General features: G+C 57.4%; 17 protein-coding genes and 3 pseudogenes. 8 read left to right on the top strand and 12 right to left on the bottom strand.

The genetic code is table 11. The features are described from left to right. The first annotated feature begins 75 nt into the window (after positions 1-75). The 3 genes from ACR3E7_RS18585 to ACR3E7_RS18595 all read left to right on the top strand — a co-directional run bounded on the left by ACR3E7_RS18585 (position 76) and on the right by ACR3E7_RS18595 (position 1946). The gene (locus tag ACR3E7_RS18585; protein WP_480503919.1) at positions 76-549 is read left to right on the top strand and encodes a cupin domain-containing protein; all 474 of its coding nucleotides are present in this window, start codon (positions 76-78) and stop codon (positions 547-549) included. Between the two features lie 59 nt (positions 550-608). Beyond that, complete coding sequence (locus ACR3E7_RS18590; RefSeq protein ID WP_480503920.1) at positions 609-1421, top strand: c-type cytochrome; 813 nt, start codon at positions 609-611, stop codon at positions 1419-1421. 135 nt (positions 1422-1556) lie between these two features. Then, on the top strand, positions 1557-1946 hold the full coding sequence (locus tag ACR3E7_RS18595) for an adenylate/guanylate cyclase domain-containing protein (RefSeq protein ID WP_480503921.1): 390 nt from the start codon (positions 1557-1559) through the stop codon (positions 1944-1946). A 150-nt stretch (positions 1947-2096) separates the two neighbouring features. Here the strand turns inward: ACR3E7_RS18595 and ACR3E7_RS18600 are convergent, their stop codons facing one another. Next, positions 2097-2276 carry a hypothetical protein gene (locus tag ACR3E7_RS18600; protein WP_170789323.1) on the bottom strand — a complete coding sequence of 60 codons (180 nt, stop codon included), beginning with the start codon at positions 2274-2276 and terminating at the stop codon, positions 2097-2099. A gap of 98 nt (positions 2277-2374) precedes the next feature. Between ACR3E7_RS18600 and ACR3E7_RS18605 the strand changes: the two genes are divergently transcribed. Next, a complete protein-coding gene (locus ACR3E7_RS18605) occupies positions 2375-2866 on the top strand; it encodes a hypothetical protein (RefSeq protein WP_480503922.1) in 492 nt (163 codons plus the stop codon). Between the two features lie 84 nt (positions 2867-2950). Here the strand turns inward: ACR3E7_RS18605 and ACR3E7_RS18610 are convergent, their stop codons facing one another. The 11 genes and pseudogenes from ACR3E7_RS18610 to ACR3E7_RS18660 form a co-directional block, all read right to left on the bottom strand. Continuing rightward, positions 2951-4036, bottom strand: coding sequence for a DUF2652 domain-containing protein (locus ACR3E7_RS18610; protein WP_480503923.1), 1086 nt, complete (start codon positions 4034-4036; stop codon positions 2951-2953). Between the two features lie 191 nt (positions 4037-4227). After that, positions 4228-4758 carry an Lrp/AsnC family transcriptional regulator gene (locus ACR3E7_RS18615; RefSeq protein ID WP_480550863.1) on the bottom strand — a complete coding sequence of 177 codons (531 nt, stop codon included), beginning with the start codon at positions 4756-4758 and terminating at the stop codon, positions 4228-4230. A gap of 114 nt (positions 4759-4872) precedes the next feature. Further along, positions 4873-5889: an alpha/beta fold hydrolase gene (locus ACR3E7_RS18620; RefSeq protein WP_480503925.1), complete on the bottom strand. Its 1017-nt coding sequence runs from the start codon at positions 5887-5889 to the stop codon at positions 4873-4875. A gap of 53 nt (positions 5890-5942) precedes the next feature. Further along, on the bottom strand, positions 5943-7298 hold the full coding sequence (locus ACR3E7_RS18625; RefSeq protein WP_480719506.1) for a glutamine synthetase family protein: 1356 nt from the start codon (positions 7296-7298) through the stop codon (positions 5943-5945). A gap of 121 nt (positions 7299-7419) precedes the next feature. After that, complete coding sequence (locus tag ACR3E7_RS18630; RefSeq protein WP_480503927.1) at positions 7420-7824, bottom strand: cupin domain-containing protein; 405 nt, start codon at positions 7822-7824, stop codon at positions 7420-7422. A gap of 3 nt (positions 7825-7827) precedes the next feature. After that, positions 7828-8265, bottom strand: coding sequence for a lactoylglutathione lyase (gene gloA, locus ACR3E7_RS18635; protein ID WP_170771832.1), 438 nt, complete (start codon positions 8263-8265; stop codon positions 7828-7830). 15 nt (positions 8266-8280) lie between these two features. Next, positions 8281-9390, bottom strand: coding sequence for an aromatic ring-hydroxylating oxygenase subunit alpha (locus ACR3E7_RS18640; protein ID WP_480503928.1), 1110 nt, complete (start codon positions 9388-9390; stop codon positions 8281-8283). 364 nt (positions 9391-9754) lie between these two features. Beyond that, positions 9755-11082, bottom strand: a pseudogene (gene glnT, locus ACR3E7_RS18645) (type III glutamate--ammonia ligase). A 71-nt stretch (positions 11083-11153) separates the two neighbouring features. Next, on the bottom strand, positions 11154-12482 hold the full coding sequence (locus ACR3E7_RS18650) for an FMN-binding glutamate synthase family protein (protein WP_170789331.1): 1329 nt from the start codon (positions 12480-12482) through the stop codon (positions 11154-11156). Between the two features lie 11 nt (positions 12483-12493). Next, positions 12494-13175: pseudogene (locus tag ACR3E7_RS18655) on the bottom strand (protein GlxC). Position 13176: 1 nt separating this feature from the next. Further along, entirely contained in the window at positions 13177-14073 is an 897-nt protein-coding gene (locus tag ACR3E7_RS18660) for a class II glutamine amidotransferase (RefSeq protein ID WP_170789333.1), read from the bottom strand. 173 nt (positions 14074-14246) lie between these two features. Here ACR3E7_RS18660 and ACR3E7_RS18665 point away from each other — a divergent pair. The 4 genes and pseudogenes from ACR3E7_RS18665 (at position 14247) to ACR3E7_RS18680 (ending at position 18336) form a co-directional block, all read left to right on the top strand. After that, positions 14247-14911: pseudogene (locus ACR3E7_RS18665) on the top strand (helix-turn-helix domain-containing protein). 574 nt (positions 14912-15485) lie between these two features. Continuing rightward, the gene (dctP, locus tag ACR3E7_RS18670; RefSeq protein WP_480503931.1) at positions 15486-16496 is read left to right on the top strand and encodes a TRAP transporter substrate-binding protein DctP; all 1011 of its coding nucleotides are present in this window, start codon (positions 15486-15488) and stop codon (positions 16494-16496) included. 87 nt (positions 16497-16583) lie between these two features. Then, positions 16584-17021 (top strand): TRAP transporter small permease, encoded by a 438-nt coding sequence (locus ACR3E7_RS18675; RefSeq protein WP_480719508.1) that lies wholly within the window; start codon positions 16584-16586, stop codon positions 17019-17021. A 22-nt stretch (positions 17022-17043) separates the two neighbouring features. Next, positions 17044-18336 (top strand): TRAP transporter large permease, encoded by a 1293-nt coding sequence (locus tag ACR3E7_RS18680; RefSeq protein ID WP_480503933.1) that lies wholly within the window; start codon positions 17044-17046, stop codon positions 18334-18336. Positions 18337-18383 lie beyond the last annotated feature (47 nt).

The following is an 18383-nucleotide window of genomic DNA, read 5'->3' on the forward strand; positions in this document are numbered from 1 at the left end:
AAATGTTACACTTGTCTTATAAAGAGATGTATGTATCATAAACTCACTTTGATTTTAGTAAAGGGAATCTTCAACGTGGAACAGACTCGCCCGCGCATTTATCACCTTTTCGGCAATCTCTTGACCTTTCACGCGTTCCCTGCGGAGACCGGGGACAAATACGCAATCGTCGAAATCAAGACTGCGCCCGGAGCAGGCGCGCCTCCAAACCATCATGCCGGAGAGGAAGAGAGCTTCTTTGTTTTGGAAGGCGAGTTCGAATTTATGGTCGATGGGCAGACGCTTGGCGTTCGCGCAGGTGATTTTGTGAAAGTACCCGATGGAGCGGTTCACGCGTTCACATGTAAGGGGCCCCAAGCAGGTCGTTTGCTGTGCATCAACGCGCCCGGCGCAATGCATGACACATTCTTCAGCGAAGCGGGTGAAGCAATGCCGGACGGCACGACAGAAATTCCTGAACCCGACGGCCCGCCAGACATCCCAGCAATCGTAGCTTTGGCAGATAGAATCGGCATGACAATCCTCGCGCCGGATCATGCTCCGACCTGAAGCGGGTCCTTTGTTCACGCGAGATGGGAGTACGAAAAATGAAATGCATAGGTTTGTTTTTGACCCCAATCCTTCTGCCGCTGGTCGCGATGGCTGAGCCGAGTATCGAACGCGGTGAGTACCTTGTACGAGGGCCAGCTGCATGCGGAAATTGTCATACACCGCAGGGCCCCAACGGCCCGGACATGTCCAATGAGTTCGGCGGAATGTTGGTCGAAAAGAACGAGATGATGGAGGCCTGGGCCGTCAATATAACGCCAGGTAGCCGGATCGCAGACTGGAGCGACGCAGACCTGGTGCGCGCAATTCGGGAAGGCATCCGCCCGGACGGTTCTGTCATCGGACCGCCCATGCCCATCGGGCTTTACCGCAGCCTTAGCGACGATGACGTTATGTCCATGGTAATGTTCCTGCGCACCGTCCCCGCGAGCAAGAATGAAACGCCTTTTTCAACCTACAACTTCCCCCTTCCGCCCAGCTATGGGCCGCCTGTGGGCCCGGTGACGGCCCCGCCCGCTGGACCAAGCGTCGAGTACGGAGAATACCTCGCCGGGCCAGTTGCACATTGTATCGAATGCCACACTACCTTTGGGCCACAAGGACCAATGTTCGACACGCATCTTGGCGCCGGAGGTTTTGCCTTTCACGGTCCGTGGGGGGTCTCCATTGCACCAAACATCACATCGCACGAGGATGGGTTAGCCCAATATAGCGATGATGAGTTAAAGATGATGATCGCTTCGGGTGTACGGCCCGATGGCAGCCGAATGCGACCCCCAATGGGGTACGCGCATTATGCCCAGATGTCTTCAGATGATCTTCAGGCAATTGTCCTGTACCTTCGGGCAATCCCGGCTCTACCGGACCCATGACCGGTCTGACACCGCCAGGTTTTCGTTGGGGTTAGCAGGGATCTTGTAACGCGCGCGTTGCTGAAACAGAGCACAACAAATAGGCCAAACAGTTTTCACTATTCGGCGTTCTATTGCTTCGCTTGGCGGCCATGAATGCCATGGCCACCGACCCTAGAGCGGTGCCAAGGGCGGATCGTCAAGACCATGGGAGACGGAATTCTGGTCGAATTCGCGTCTCCGGTCGCCGCGCTACGCGCCGGCCTGCAAATACAGGACAGTATGCACGCGCGGGAAGTAGGCGAACCAAAAGATCACCGTCTGCGGTTTAGTGTCGGGATAAACCTCGGTGACGTCGTAGTAGATGGCGATGACGTATTGGGCGACGCTGTGAACATAGCCGCTCGGTTGGAGAGTTTGTCGCCCGTTGGCGGCATCTGTATCTCGCGCCAAGTACGTGATCAGGTGAATGGACGCATGGACGCTGAATTCACGTCACTCGGGCTGCAAACTGTAGAGAACATTCCAAATCCGTTGGAAGTCTAGAGCGTAGACGTTGTAGGTGACGACGCCATTCCAGTGGCTCAGACCGGCCGCGACGTGACCAGTGTCGCCGGGTTGCCGTTTGAGATTGACACGGACGACTCGGATCAATTGTTTCTTGCGTCCGCATTAGTGGAAGATGTCACCGCTGCACTAGGACGTTTTCGACGGGGTGGAAACCGCTTGCGGGTCTCGTCGCGTTTGAACGGCGCAAAAGACGAAGAACAGGTTTGAGCCAACCACTGGGATGGGCCGGCAGACGATTTGTTCGCCATTCTCGATCAACTCACCGGGGCCATCGTCATGGGCGTCGAGCCCGAGATTGGCGCGCATGAGCGTATGCTTTCCCGCTGCGCACCGACCCACAGCCTTTCAGCCTAGGAGCTTTGTCAGCGCGATTTTATCATTTTGCACTCGCCACCCCCGAAGCGATGACAGAGTCACAACCTATTTTCGAAGCGGCCATCAAGGCAGATCCGGGCTATGCCCTGCCGCAGGCACTGTTGGCGCGCCAAAAATTTTTACTGCTGAGACTGGGCGTTGCGAAAGACCCTGTCGCCACGATTGCCCATGAAGAAAAAGCCCGACGCCTATACCCGTACGATCCTCTGGTTTGGGCATTTCTGACCACGCAGGCAGCGGGGCTGGTTTGCCGGGGTGATGAAAGCGACTTGGAGGCGGCAGAAGAAAGATCGCGCGAAGCGATACTTGCAAACACCAAAGTCTGGCATCCCGCAGCCATAGCTGCGCTTTCAGCGACGCGGCGCGGGGATCATGACACGGCGCAAAAGCTGGTTCAGCGGGCGAAAGAGACATTGCCAGTGTTCAGCACATCCATGATCAGGCAGTCCCTCGGCAAAGGCGCGCAGACAGAGCCCCGGTCAAGCATAGCGGCAATGGTCGAGGACATGCGTCTTCCTTGATCCACGCTCACCTCTTCGGCATTCACCGATCAAGCCAAGATTTTAACGGGCTAACGCTCCTAGACCGGAGTACCGCCAAACGGGTCACTCTTGTTTGTCTCGATGAAACTCCAACGCCATTTCGTCCAGAATACCGAACGCCACCGGATAGAATTTTTCGAACAGATCAATTACCGCAGATTCCTCTGAAGGATGATGTTTACCGTCGGCATCCGTCAGCCGCCCCATCCGATACACAATCTCGGACCCTTCTTCCACCGGGGCCAGTTCATAGGTCTCTAGATTAGTAAGGCCCTCGATGGACGAATTGTGGAGGATATCGGTCACATATTCGAATGGATTCCAATCGACGATCAGCATCTGAAAGTGAGCCGCCTCATGAATGCAGTGCAGGCGGACACCGGCTGACGTACGCGACACATCCCCTTCCCGATAGGCGTCTCTCAACATCATCCATCGCATCTTGAGTGCGGGGTCCGTAAGCATTTCCCAGGCAACCACCGGCGGGGCCTTCAGTATGTGCCGGGTTGTGAATACAGCCTCCTCATCGGTCACGCGCACAGGTCCGGCGATCTCTCGGTATTTTTGCCAAGCTGCCGCAAGGTCATAGACCCGCATGGGCACGTCACCAAAATGCTCGAACTGAGCGCTATATTGCATGAGATCCGATGTGATACCCATCGCCTGAAAAGCGTCTTCCGAGAACAGCGCATAGCTGCGTATCCCGGTCTCCTCCTTGACATCGGTCTTCGCCATACGATGGACAAGTATGACATCGGCACCCGAGATATCCTTCATCGGACCGATCGAAAGTTCTTCAAACTTTCCGTGATGCGCAAGGATTTTCAGATCAAGGTCGGCGACGTTCCTGCATGCATTGCAAGGGCAAGTCGTGTTCTGCACGATGTTCCGGCGGCGTTCGGCGAACGCTCGATACAGGCTTTCGCATATGTTGAGGAACGTTTCGCCAGATGGGAACGGCCCGCTGGAATAGGCAAGAACAGCGTCCCCTTCAAGGCCCCGCAGTTTCATCGGGTCTTTCAGCTCAATAACAATCGCCTCAAGTAAAGACCGTATGATCGGGTTGGCGTGCTCCAACTCTGACCGCGTCAGATATCCGGTATACCCGGTAATATCGGCGATTAGTAAGTAACCGGTTTGAACTGGCATTCCCGTCTTCCCATTTACGCACTGCCCGATGACTGTAGCTTCCGCCATAGTACCGGACAAGCAGATCAGCCCTGGCCCCTAGGCAGGAGCCCCGCAGAACAAAGTCCGCATAGTTGGTCAGATACGACCACTGAAGCCAAAGGCGGTCCGAGGCGGTGCCAGTCGTGGAATGGACACTGCTATCCGAGGCTTTAGTTGTTGGTCCGCTGTTCCCAGTTTCGCTTGAGCAGGAATTGGTTCTTGAAGTTTCTGAGGCCCAGCATCACTTCTGAATCCACGATGTCCTCGACCCCATGTATATGGTCTTCAAGGAAGGTCGCCAAATCGTCCGGCTCGTCGCAGACCAGTTCCACCATCAGATCGAACCGCCCCGTGACCCACAGGATATAGACAACACTGGAAACGGCGCCCAGACGCGTTGCCACCGCTTGCGGTGTCGTGCCCGGCGCCACCTTCAGACAGATCATTGCATCAGCCTTGTATTCCGTGGCGGTCGGGTCCGCGATGGCCACGATCCGCAGCAGGCCCGCCTCTTTCATCGCGTTGACGCGATTGCGCACCGTTCCCTCGGACACGTCCAGCTTCTGGGCAATCTCGGAAAACGCCATCCGCCCGTCCAGCTCAAGCATACGGACGATCTCACTGTTCAGACGCTCATCCACCGAATGCGTGCTGCGCTGACGCAAGGGTCTGTCCGCTTCTGGTTTGCGCGATAAGTTCACAGCGCGTCCTTCTTGTGTCTGTCGGCCCAGCGGCCCGTTTTGTGAACCCCGATCATAAGGTCCAACCCGCCGGGACAGCAAACCGATTTCCGGTCCGATGCATCCTGCCCGCGCCTATTGCTGCAAAAGCGCGCGGATATTGTCATCCAAAGCCGCCGTAAAACCGGCATCGTTGCCAGGATTGGCCGCGCAATGGCCCCAGGGCGAGTCATATGGACAGAAACGGGCGTTTGGCATGTGTCGGGCCTCGATCTCGTTGTCTTCGGGCGGGAAATACAGGTCCTGCGTGCAGGGCATCAGGATGGCGCGGGCCTTGATGGCGCCCAACGCGGCCTTGAAATCGCCGCTATACAATGACCCTGCCGCGATATCACCCGCTTGCCACGTGGCCAGCTTGGCCAGCAGATTGTTGGCATCCCAACCGTCGACATGATCAATCTCCCAATCCAGCAGCAGATCTTCGATCGTGTCGAACCCCAGCTGTTTATACAGTCTCTCGCGGTAGAAGGTCTGCGAGAACGCCCAGCCCGCATAGACACGGCCAAAAGCTTTCAGTCCGGCGATCGGCGGGCTGTCATAGTCGCCCCCGTTCCATGCCTGATCAGCACAGAGCGCGGCCTTCACCCCTTCGAGAAAGACGAAGTTATGCGGCGAGGTCCGGGCCGAGGCGCAAAACGGCAAGATCGCCTGCACCATGTCGGGGTATTGTGCCGCCCATTGATAGGACTGGCATCCGGCCATTGACCAACCGGCCACCAGCGCAATCCGGTCGATGCCGAGATGGTCATGGATCAGCCGGTGCTGCGCCGCGATATTGTCCCACATCTGAACCAGCGGAAAACGCGGCCCGTCCTGTGGTGCGAGCGTGTTCGTCGGGGACGAAGATCGCCCGTTGCCAAACAGGTTCGGGCTGACGATGAAATGCCGCGCCGGGTCAATCGCGCGACCCGGGCCGAAAAACCCCTCGTTTCGGGAATTGGTGCCGGTGTAGAAGGTGGGCAGAACGATCACATTGTCACGTTCGGGCGCAAGCGTGCCATAAGTCTGATAGGCCAGCTTCGCATCCCGCAACACCGCGCCGGACAACAGTGGAAAATCGCCTAGCTCAAGGATCTGATAGTCTTGCGTCATGCCCGCCTCTGGCTGTTGGACCCGAGCGACCCCAGGGCCGTCCGAGGTGGAAATCAATAGAGCCGCAGGTATTCCTGCACTTCCCAATCCGTGACGGATTGGTGGTATCGCTCCCACTCGTCGTTTTTGTATTCCAGATACGAGTTGCGCATCACCGGTCCCATCACATGCGCGGCCATGTCGTCACCACGCAGCGCCTGAATGGCGTTCCACAAAGTACGCGGCAGGCGTCGAATGCCAAGTTCAGCCAGTTCGCTTTCTGTTTTGGAATACAGGTCGAAATCCGTGGGCTTGCCCGGATCGATCTTGTTCTTGATACCCTTCACCGCGCAGCTCAGATGCATCGCCATCGCCAGATAGACATTCATGGTCATATCGCAGGCACGGTTTTCGATGCAGTGGCGGCTTTGCGGCAGACGGAACTGGGCTGAGCGGTTGTTGAACCCAAAGGTGATATTGGTCGGCGCCCAGGTCACGGTGCCACCCTCGAACCCACCCACGCGCGGGACCAGACCGTTATACGAATTCACCGTCGGACAGGTGATGGCAGTGATCGCCTCGGCGTGCTGCATCAGGCCGCCCACGGCCCAACGGCTTTCATCCGACCAGTCGCCTTCGGAGGTTTCAAAGATATTTTCACCGGGTCGGCTTTCATGCTGCATCGACATGTTGATATGCGCGCCCGAACGCCAATCGCCCACTGTCGGCTTGGGCATAAAGGTCACGAAGCAGCCATGCTTCTTGGCAACTTCTTTCAAAACAATGCGCAGAAAAGCCAGCCGATCGGACATTTCCAGCATGTTGGTATAGTGGAAATCCAGCTCAAACTGGGAATAAGCACCCTCGGCCACCACGTCGTGCAGGTTCCAGCCCAGCCCTTCGATAATATCGATCATGTCCTTGAGGAAGGGCATCGAATCCACCGAATATTCCACGTCATAGCCAAAGGCCTGACGGCGCGGGCGCAGGCCCTGTGCCGGGTCGTCGTCGAAGGCTTTCACAGGCTGACCGTTTTCATCGTATTTCATCACGATGAACTCGGGCTCGACCCCGGCATAACCAATGTAACCTTCCTGCGCGGCCTCGTGGATGGCGCGTTTCAGGGCCTGACGGGGGCAGACGTTGTACGGTGCGTCCTCCCAGTAGAGGTCCGAGAATATGATCGCCATCGATGTGTCCCACGGGCAGACATAGACCGCGTCCAAATCGGGAACCACTACTTGATCGCTGTCGGCGGGGCTCAGCTCGGGGACGTAAGAGATCGAGTGCACGGCGAATTGCGGCCCCTTGCCCAGACATAGCGCCTCAAAATCACTCATGGGAACGGGTTTGGTCTTTGGGATGCCGTGCAGGTCGATCCATGCCCCCATCACATATTTGACACCCGCATCCTCAAGGCGCTTTTTCACCTCGGGATCTTGGGCCGGTTGCGTTCGACCGCGTCGTGAAAGCTGTCGTAGTAGATTTTGGCAGTGGGATTATCTTTTGGCATCTGGGCCTCCTCCTGTCAGCGGGCCGGGGCCCCGGCAATTAGCCGGGCACAAAGTCGTCGGGGTCGATGCCGGGCACTTGCGTGATACCGGCCAGTTGCTTCCAGTTATGGGGATAGGCGGCATAGAAGATCACACAGCGTGCGTCCGCCTCATACGAGATGTGATTGTCCTTGGGGATATACAACACGTCGCCGCGGTTGCAGATATAGGTTTCGCCGTCGCACACCAGCCGGAAGGTGCCTTCCAGCACATAGATGATCTCATCACAGGTCAGATCCCACGGCACCTTGATGTTCTTGAGAACATTGATCCCACCGCACATGGTCTTGCTGAATTCGCTTGTGACCATGGGCTTGATATAGGTGTCGCTGTCGCTTTCACCGATCGCGTTATAGCGATCCTCGACCAAATCCCATTTCATAAGTTTTGGTGCATTTCCCATGGGTCACGCCCCTTCCTTGGCCAGATGTTTCAGAATGCTTTCGTTCAGCTCGACCTTGTAGCCGTCCGGGTCCTCGCAGAACGCAATGACGCGGGTGCCGTTCTTCATCGGACCGGCCGGGCGAGTGATATTCACGCCTGCGGCCGCCAGTTCTTCGCAGGCCTTATAGACATCCGGTGTCTCGATGCAGATGTGGCCCCAGCCATTGCCCTTTTCATAGGGGTCTTCCTGATCCCAGTTCGCCGTCAGCTCCAACGTCGGGAACTCAGCCTCGGGGCCGTAGCCGATGAAGGTGTTGGTGAATTTGCCCTCGGGGTAATCGGTGCGTCGCAGGACCTGCATGCCCAGAATGCCGCAGTAAAATTCCAGCGACTTCTCCATGTCCATCACTCGCATCATGGTATGCGCCAAACGGAATCCGCTGCTGATATTCTCGCTCACTTTGGTCTCCTCAATTCAGTGTTTTTCGAGTGTGGTCACATCCTGCGCCACCAGTTCCTGAAAGGCGCGCACGCTGTCTTCCCAGGCGGGCGACAACACGCCCCCGGCCTCGGAAACGGTCGAGGACCGACCCAGTTGCAGCCGCTCGGTCATCTCGTGATCTTCCTTGTGCACGTCCCACCACAGCTTTTTGAGGCCTTCGATCACGTCGGGCGTCAGGGTTTGACCTTCGGTCGTATACAGCGCCCTTTTCTGGACCATCGTCCCCGGACCCGTCGGAATGTTCAGGTAAACCCCCATCTGGTCGGGAAAATACCGCCCCAGAATGAAGTTGGGATACAGCGTCAGATAGCGCGAGCTGACGCCCAGACTGCCGGATGTCCCGATCTCTTCATCCAGATCGACCGCGCTGCCAAGGCAGTTGCCGTCAACGATGGTATAGTGGTCGGCAAGCGGCTGATCCGTGGTCGAGGCATGGACGAACTGCACGTGATAGGGTTCGATGAAGTTCTCCATGATGAACTTCCAGTTGCATGCGATCTCTCCGAAATCGAGCGTTCCGATACAGTCGACCTTATCCCAGTCGATGCCCTCTAGACGCGCCTGCATCGAGGCGGAATAGGCATCAAAATCCGGCGCGTTGCCGTCCAGATTGACGAATACCCAATCGTTCCAAACATGGCTGCGCACCGGCACAAGGCTGTTTTGCGACGCGTCGAACCCTTCGGCCTGATGCTCGTTTACACCGCCGAAATGGGGTGCGGCACGCAGTTTCCCGTCCAGATCATAGGCCCAGGCGTGATAGGGACAGCGGATCAGCTTGCCCACATTCTTAGGCGCATCTACCAGCGTCAGGCAGCGGTGGCGGCAGATATTGTGGAACGCCCTGATTTCACCCGCCATATTGCGGACCAAAAGCAGCGGATGACCGGCCAGCGTGACCGGCACCGCATCCCCGGCAGCCTGCAATTCATGGGCAAACCCGACACAAACCCAGTTGCGCGTAAAGACCGAGGCGCATTCGGCCTCCCAGAATTCCGCATCCTTATAGGCCGCCGCAGGCAAGCCCCGTTTGGGTGTGGTTTCTTCGTAAAAAGACTCAAGCAACGAAGAGATCGTATTCATCGTTCAAGTTCCTGACGCAGAGTTTCAAAACCTAAATCGCAGGTGGGCTGCGGGTGTGTGGCCAATGTGGCTGTCAGGAAGTGAACTGCGAAATAATCACTCTGTCTAGATTTTTCTGCGAATTCGTTAAGCTATATTGAAGTATCAGTAAGTTTATGTCGCAATTAGACCAATACTTTGTCGATTTCGCACCATTCTCACTAAAGAGTGACCCGACTGCCATAGGACAGCCGGGTCACGTTCTACCAATTTCGAAAGGAGGTCTGCGGTATCCGAAGAATCGCGGTGCCTGTTGCAGGCGGCGGACAACACCAAAGGCCCCTGTCCCGTCGACAGCAGGGCCAGAACAGGGCACCCTGCCCGGTCAGATATCCAACGTGTTGTCTTTTTCCCAGCGCGAGAAATGCGACACAAACGAATTCCATTCCTGATGCTTCATCTTCAGGAACGCGGATGAGAATTCATCGCCCATCATCGCCTTCAGTTCCGTGTCTTTGTCGTAGTCGCGCAGCGCGTCCAGCATGTTCAGCGGCAGTTTCGGCGCATCGGTGACGGTGTGGCCCTCGGCATACATATCAATGTCATGGCGCGGGCCGGGATCGGCCTTGAGCGCAGCCCTGACAGCCCCGCCGCGATAATCACCGCTTGCAGCAAATAGGGGTTAGCAGCCCCGTCTGCCAAGCGCAGCTCGAACCGGCCCGGACCGGGCACGCGCACCATATGGGTGCGATTGTTGCCCGTCCACGTCACGGTATTGGGTGCCCAGGTCGCGCCCGACATGGTGCGCGGCGCGTTGATGCGTTTGTAGCTGTTCACCGTGGGGTTGGTGATCGCCGCCAATGCGCTGGCATGTTTCATGATCCCGCCAAGGAAATGTTTGCCCTTCTCGCTCAGCCCCACTTCTCCGGTGGGGCCGTCACCCTCACCCGCGAAAACATTGGTCTTGGCCTCAGCCCCCGGTGCATCCCAGACCGAGATATGGGCGTGGCAGCCATTACCCGTCAGCCCTTCGACCGGTTTGGGCATGAAGGTGGCGCGGAACCCATGTTTTTCGGCCACGGATTTGGTCATGAACTTGAAGAACGAATGCTTGTCGGCGGTGCGCAGAACATCGTCAAACTCCCAGTTCATCTCGAACTGGCCATTGGCGTCCTCGTGGTCGTTTTGATACGGGCCCCAGCCCAGATCCAGCATATAATCGCAAATCTCGCGCACCACGTCATAACGGCGCATCACCGCCTGCTGGTCGTAACAGGGTTTTTCAGCGGTATCGAACGGGTCGCTGATCTGTTCTCCATCGGGGGTCAGCAGAAAGAACTCGGCCTCGACCCCGGTTTTGACATGCAGCCCTTCGGCGGCGGCTTCGTCGATTAGGCTGCGCAGAACGTTGCGCGGGGCTTGGGCGACGTCCTCGCCCTCCATCACGCAGTCGGCGGCGACCCACGCAACCTCGGGCTTCCAAGGCAGCTGAATGACCGAGGACGGATCGGGCACCGCCAACATGTCTGGGTGCGCCGGGGTCATGTCCAGATAAGTGGCGAACCCGGCAAAGCCTGCGCCTTCGATCTGCATCTCGGCGATGGCTTGTGCGGGGACCAGTTTGGCCCGTTGTCCACCGAACAGATCGGTGAACGAGATCATGAAGTATTTGACGCCTTTTTCCTTGGCGAAAGCAGCCAGATCTGTCGTCATGGTCGGCTTTCCTTTCCCTGTTGAACCCAAAAGAAAAGGCGCGGCCCCGGTCAGGGTCGCGCCCGCTTGTCTCAGAACCCCGGCTTGCCCGGATACCACTCTGTCCCCGCCAGAGGCACGCGCGCCATGGCGGCGGCCTCCATCGTCAGGGCGCACAGGTCTTCAGGCTCCAGATTGTGCAGATCGTTGTGGCCGCAGGCGCGCGCGATGGTCTGCGCCTCAAGCGTCATGACCTTGAGGTAATTGCGCAGACGCCGCCCGGCCTCAACCGGGTCAAGACGCGCCGCCAGTTCCGGGTCTTGCGTGGTGATGCCCGCCGGATCGCGGCCTTCGTGCCAATCGTCATAGGCCCCGGTGGTGGTGCCCAGCTTCTGATACTCGGCCTCCCATTTCGGGTCATTGTCACCCAAAGCGATCAAGGCCGCCGTACCGATAGCCACCGCATCCGCGCCCAGTGCCATCGCCTTGGCCACATCCGCGCCATTGCGAATTCCGCCCGAGATCACCAGCTGCACCTCGCGATGCACACCCAAGTCTTGCAACGCCTGCACGGCGGGGCGGATACAGGCCAGCGTCGGAATGCCCACATGTTCGATGAACACATCCTGCGTGGCCGCTGTTCCGCCCTGCATCCCATCCATCACCACCACATCGGCCCCGGCTTTCACCGCCAGCGCCGTGTCGTAATAGGGTCGCGTCGCGCCGACTTTGACATAAATCGGCACCTGCCAACCCGTGATTTCGCGCAGTTCGAGGATTTTGATCTCAAGATCATCCGGGCCGGTCCAGTCCGGGTGACGACAAGCAGAGCGCTGGTCGATCCCCTTGGGCAGGGTGCGCATCTCGGCTACGCGGTCGCTGATCTTTTGGCCTAGCAGCATCCCACCGCCGCCGGGCTTTGCGCCCTGACCGACTACAATCTCGATTGCGTCTGCTTTGCGCAGATCGTCGGGGTTCATGCCATAGCGCGAAGGCAGATACTGATAGACCAATTTGCTGGAATGCCCGCGTTCCTCGGGTGTCATACCGCCGTCGCCCGTAGTGGTCGACGTACCCGCAGCGGACGCGCCGCGACCCAGCGCCTCTTTCGCGGGGCCGGACAGCGCGCCGAAGCTCATGCCCGCGATGGTGATCGGGATATCCAGCTGGATCGGGTTCTTGGCAAAGCGCGTGCCCAACGTGACCGAGGTGTCACAGCGTTCGCGATAGCCTTCCAGCGGGTATCGGCTGACCGAGGCGCCCAGAAACAGCAGGTCGTCGAAATGCGGCACCTTGCGTTTCGCGCCGCCGCCACGAATGTCATAGATGCCCGTTGCCGCCGCCCGCCGGATTTCCGCATTGACCGGGTTGGAAAACGTCGCAGACTGTATCGGCATCGTGCGTGGTGTGTGATCGTCCATTACGGTCTTCCTCAGTATTCTGCCGCGTTGTCGACATCGAAATTGTAAAGCTGCCGGGCCGAGCCATAGCGTTTGAACTCTTCGGGCTTGGCATCTGCTCCTGCGCGCTCCAGCAGGTCGGCCAGAAGGGTCAGATGCTCGGGTCTCATCTCTTTCTCGATGCAATCGGCACCCAGACTTTTGACCGAGCCGCGCACGAATAGCCGCGCCTCATAGAGGAGTCCCCAACGCATCGCCCGCATCACCGCAGACCACCAGCGTACCGGCCTGCGCCATAAAGGCGGACATGTGGCCGATATTGCCATGTACCACGATGTCGATCCCTTTCATGGAAATCCCGCAGCGCGAACTGGCATTGCCCTTGATCACCAGCAACCCGCCATGGCCCGTGGCCCCGGCATACTGACTGGCGTCACCTTCGACGATCACGGTGCCCGACATCATATTCTCGGCCACGCCCGGCCCGACCGAGCCCTCAACCCGGATCGTCGCCTGTTTGTTCATCCCAGCGCAGTAATAGCCGGTCGAACCCTTGACCGTGACCTCAATTGGGGCATCCAGACCGACAGCGATGGCATGGCTGCCCTTTGGGTTCTGAACCTCCCACTGGGTCTGGTTCGTCTCGGTGCTTTGGGCCTGAAGGGCAGCGTTCAGCCCGCGCAGGCCCTGTTCTGCGACGTCATAGCTCTGCATTTTAGTGGCTCCAGAAATAGACGGTGGCGGGTTCGGGTTCCCAAACGCGGGCGTCCTCAATACCCGGCAGGTTGACCAGCGCGCGGTACTCGCTGCCGAAAGCCACGTATTGATCGGTCTCGGCCATCACCGCCGGTTTGCAGGCAATCGGGTCGCGTACCACGCCAAACCCGTCCTTGGTGCCGACCACAAAGGTGAAGAACCCATCCAGATCCTCAAGGCTGCTTTCCAGCGCCTCACCCAGAGTGGCCCCATTCTGCATCTTCCACGTCAGATAGGCGGCGCCGACCTCGGTATCGTTCATCGATTCAATCCGCACCCCTTCGCGCATCAGCTTGCGGCGCAGCGCGTTGTGGTTTGACAACGAGCCGTTATGCACCAGACACTGATCGCCGCCGGTTGAGAATGGATGGGCGCCTTCAGTGGTGACGGCGGATTCGGTGGCCATGCGCGTATGCCCGATCCCGTGGCTGCCATGCATCGACGACAGCGAGAAACGAGCCGCCACGTCCTTTGGCAGACCAACTTCTTTGTAGATTTCAATCGCATCACCATCCGACATGACGCGCATGGCGGGGCGCATCTCACGGATCGCCTGCCGCGCAGTATCGACCTTGTCAGCCTGCATCGACAGCACCGCATGCGTGTCATTGGCACGCAAATTGACTTCAGTTCCTACCGCCGCACTCAGATCTGAAGCGAGAGTTGCGAAATCGGCATCAGGGTCATCCGACTGCACCGTCATTTTTGCTTGGCCTGCCGACTGGGAACCATAGATTGCGATACCGGCACTGTCGGGGCCGCGATCGGTCATGGTGATCAGCATATCGGTCAGCATTGAACCCAGTCTGGGCTCGAGCGTTTGGTCTTTGAGAAACAACCCCACAATCCCGCACATCGTCTGAGACCTTCTCTTGTTGTGTTGCCGATACCCTAAACCACGTCCCTCAGGGAAATCTACCCTTAAGAAAATTTTTTTCCCTATGCGAAAATACGTCTAGGCAGATTCCTAAGGCGAAAGCGCTTTCATTTTCCTCATGGTAGGATAACTTCGCTGCCAAGAAAGACCGCATGAACGGGCAAACTGCGAATCGAAGCGGAAGGAAACAGGTGGCAAAACTGACCCAAGACCCGCATTCCGTAAGTTCAAGTGATCGAGAAAAGGTTCTTGAAGTCGCCATCGGCCGAGAAGTTCACGCCTTTCGCAAACAGCAGAACATCACTGTTGCGATCTTGCGCAGATGACCGGGCTGTCGATCGGAATGGTGTCGAAAATCGAAAACGGGAATACATCGCCTTCTTTGACGACGCTTCAGGCGCTGGCGGATGCACTGTCGGTTCCACTGACCAGTTTTTTCCGTCGGTTCGAAGAACGACGGCTGGCCGTTCACACCAAAGCAGGGCAAGGGGTCGAGCAGGAGCGAGAGGGCACCCGCGCTAACCATCAATACAACCTGCTGGGCACCATAGGCGCCAACACGTCAGGCGTGATCGTCGAGCCCTATCTGATCACTCTGACCGCTGAATCCGACACCTTTCCGACCTTTCAGCACAGCGGAATTGAGACGATCTATATGCTGGAAGGCGAGGTTGACTACCGTCACGGTGATCAGGTCTATCCGCTGAAACCCGGCGACACGCTGTTTTTCGAGGCTGATGCGCCACACGGCCCCGAGCGTCTGGTCACGTTGCCCCTTCGCTATCTGTCTATCATCAGCTATCCGCAGACAAACTGAAGGGCGCCAGAAATTCAGCCGTCAAATATGGTTTTCGAAATAAGTTTAGTGACCAAACCGAAATCAGCCGACATCGATTTCTCGCATTCGTAAGACTTGACCGGGCATTGGCGAGCATTGGAACGCCTTTCCCGACATTGACTTGGGATTTGTCTGACCCTTTTGAAGAAATCGACCGCTTTCAGGCCGACATGTCCTTAGGATCAGCACATCAAGTCGAAGACGACTTAATCATCAGGAACTTCTGTCAAACGACGCTCGTGCCAATAGCCCACGTACCGATAGCAGGACCGAAAGACGAAGATCCGATTTGGATCGGTTGGGTTAAAGCAGAGGGGCCTCTGAACCGGTTGTACGAAAGCCAACAAGTTCCGACAGAAGTGCGCTGAGGTCGCGGCTCAGGTATCACTTGCAACCTTCCCTGCTCTTTCTATGCTTTCATTTGGTGGGTCTGGCCCACGGCCTATGCGCCCCAAGTCAATGATTTTACGCGACCTAATAAGTTGAAGAGCAAGACTAATACACAAAGAGCTTCGTCAAGAGCCAGATATTCAGTGCTTCAGGAGGGAACACCATGAAGAGAATTATTCAAACCGCCGCATTGAGCGCGGCTGCTTTCATTTCAGCCATTGCCGCAGGCAATGCGGAAGAATGGCGATTCAACAATTTTCTACCCGAAACCCGCCCAGAAACGGCAGAGCTGGAACGCTTTGTCGAAGAGGTCAACGCGGCCCTTGAAGGTGAGAATAAGCTGAAGCTTTATAGCGGCGGATCGCTGGGTCTTCCGAACACGGACACCCTGCGGTTCCTGCCAAAGGGTGCGGTCGAGATGAGCCTGATCTGGGCGAACTATCTGGGACGTGACGCGCCAGCGCTCAGTTCAGTTGTGGTTCAAGGCACCATTGGCTCGATCGAGGAATTCGAAAAGGCGATCCCGACAGTGCGCGAGATTTATCAGGAAGAGTTTACCGATTGGGGCGTGACCTCGGTTGGGTATGTGCCGATCCCGATGCTATCTGTGTCGGTCTTCTGCCGGGATGAGCCGGTGCGCACCATTGACGCTCTGAAATCGAAAAAGCTGCGCGTCTGGGCTCGCGATCAGGTTGAAACCTTCACACGCCTTGGGGTCGCCGCGCAGATCATTCCACAGGAAGAGATGTATGTGGCGCTGAAAACCGGCGTGGTCGATTGTGCACTTTATCCTGCGCTTTATGCACACACAGTGTCTTTGCAGGAGGTCGCCAAATATGCTTCGTTCCTGTATCCGATGGCGTCCGGCCCCTATGTGATCGGGGTCGCAACCGACAAATGGGACGCTACGGATGACGCCACCAAGGCGGCAATTGCGACCGCCGCAGACGCCTTGTGGGAGCGTACCAATCAATACGAGGACGATTTCGAACGCGAGCTGGCCGCACGTGAGCAGCTGGTCGCAGATGGTGTCACCTGGGGAGAAGATTTCTCGCAGGAAGACCGCGATCTGTTTGTGTCGAACGTCACCGAAATCTGGGCTGAACTCGCGGAAGAAGCTGGCGGCAACGCCCCTGCCTATCGTGAGCGTGTCCTGACCGCCCTGGGCCGCTGACGTCAAAATGGCGCTTAGTCCGGGAAACATTATCGCGCGGGGCTGGACCGTCTGGCCCTTGCGTGCGCCGTTTCTGCGGCCCTCGGAATGATCGCCATTGTCGGCATCATTGTCACCAGCGTATTGATGCGCAAATTTGCCAATACGCCGCTGCACATCACCGAAGAAGTGGTCGGCCTATTGCTCAGCGTTTCGTTGTTTCTAGGTCTGCCGATGGTGACGTTGCGGGCCAAACATGTGCGTGTGGCACTGTTGGCGGATTTTCTGAAAGGTCGACTGCATGTCGCAATACAGATCGCCGCCCTTCTGGTCGGTATCGTTTTTTTCCTGTGGTTGATCGTCGAAACTATTCCTTGGTTCGAATTCGCCTTCAAGCGCAACCTTAAAACAGAAACCACGCGCATTCTGCTTTACCCTTGGATGGCGCTTATGCCGCTGTCGCTTGGGCTGACTCTGTCTATCTTTGTGGCACGCCTTGTCGGCATTCTGGACAGGGTGAACGACGCCGAGGCCGACATCAAATGACCCCAACGAAAGAGACCAATAAATGTCGTTCTGGCTGACGTTGACAGGCGCGCTGGTTGCCACCGCTGGCACGGGCGTGGCCCTTGGAGCGGCGCTTGGTCTGACCGGGTTGATCATTCTGCACTTTTTCTCGAACGGGGCCACGTCGCTGGCTGTGGACGCAATCTGGAGCGTCTTCAATTCGTTCACCCTCAGCGCAGTTCCCATGTTCATCCTTCTGGGCGAGGTGCTGCTGCGCAGTGGAATTAGCGAGCGGGCCTACTCCGCCTTTTCCCCGCTGTTTCGTCGCATCCCGGGGGGCTTGCTGCACACCAATATTGCAGTTTGCACCCTGTTCGGCGCGGTCAGCGGATCCAGTCTGTCTACGGCTGCGGCGGTGGGTTCGGTCGCATACCCTGAGATGTCGAAACGCGGCTATGACAAGGATACGATTGTGGGCAGCTTGGCGGGCGGCGGTACTTTGGGCCTGCTGATCCCGCCCAGCTTGTCTTTTCTGATCTATGGCGCGCTCACTGAAACCTCGATCGGGCGCCTGTTCGCCGCCGGTATTATCCCTGGTTTTCTGGTTGGTCTGATGTTCATGGCGTATCTGTTGGTCAGATGTACCCGAAATCCGGCCCTGGCCCCGCGCGACGAAGCCCCATTGCCGCTGCGGCAGACACTGGCGGGGTTCAAACAAATCTGGCCGTTGCTTGCGCTGATCATTGCGGTCATCGGCAGCATTGTCGGAGGGCTGGCGACACCGACCGAAGCGGCAGGCGTGGGCGTTGTACTGGCCGTGATCATTTCCTCCATATGGGGCGACCTGACTTGGAAGAAGCTTGTCGAAGCGGTCTATCAGTCGGTTCTGTTGTTTGCATCGGTTGGGTTTTTGGTGCTGGGCGCGACGATACTGGCGAAATCGACCAGTATTCTGGGCGTGCCGCAACAGATCCTAGAAGTCGTGGCCGAAAGCGGGATGGGCACATACAGGGTGCTGTTAATCGTGGTGCTGATCTATCTGGTGCTGGGGTGCTTTTTTGACGGATTGTCGTTGATGATCATGACCTTGCCGGTCGTATTCCCTTTGCTTACCGGGCTGGGCTTTGACCCAATCTGGATCGGGGTCATCATCACCATCGTCATCGAGATTGGTCAGGTCACACCCCCAGTCGGGCTAAACCTGTCGGTCCTAACCGCGCTGACCAACAACGAGGTTGGCTTGGGCCGTGTGGCAATTGCGACAGTTCCATACTGGCTCATCCACCTGTTGACCATCTTCATCCTGACGGTGTTCCCGGCACTAACCCTTTTTCTTCCCAACCTTTTGTTCTGAATGAGCGTAGTTGTGCTCTTGCAACGACCCGGTCCGGCCGAACAGGT

This window comes from Ruegeria sp. BK1, assembly GCF_056535645.1.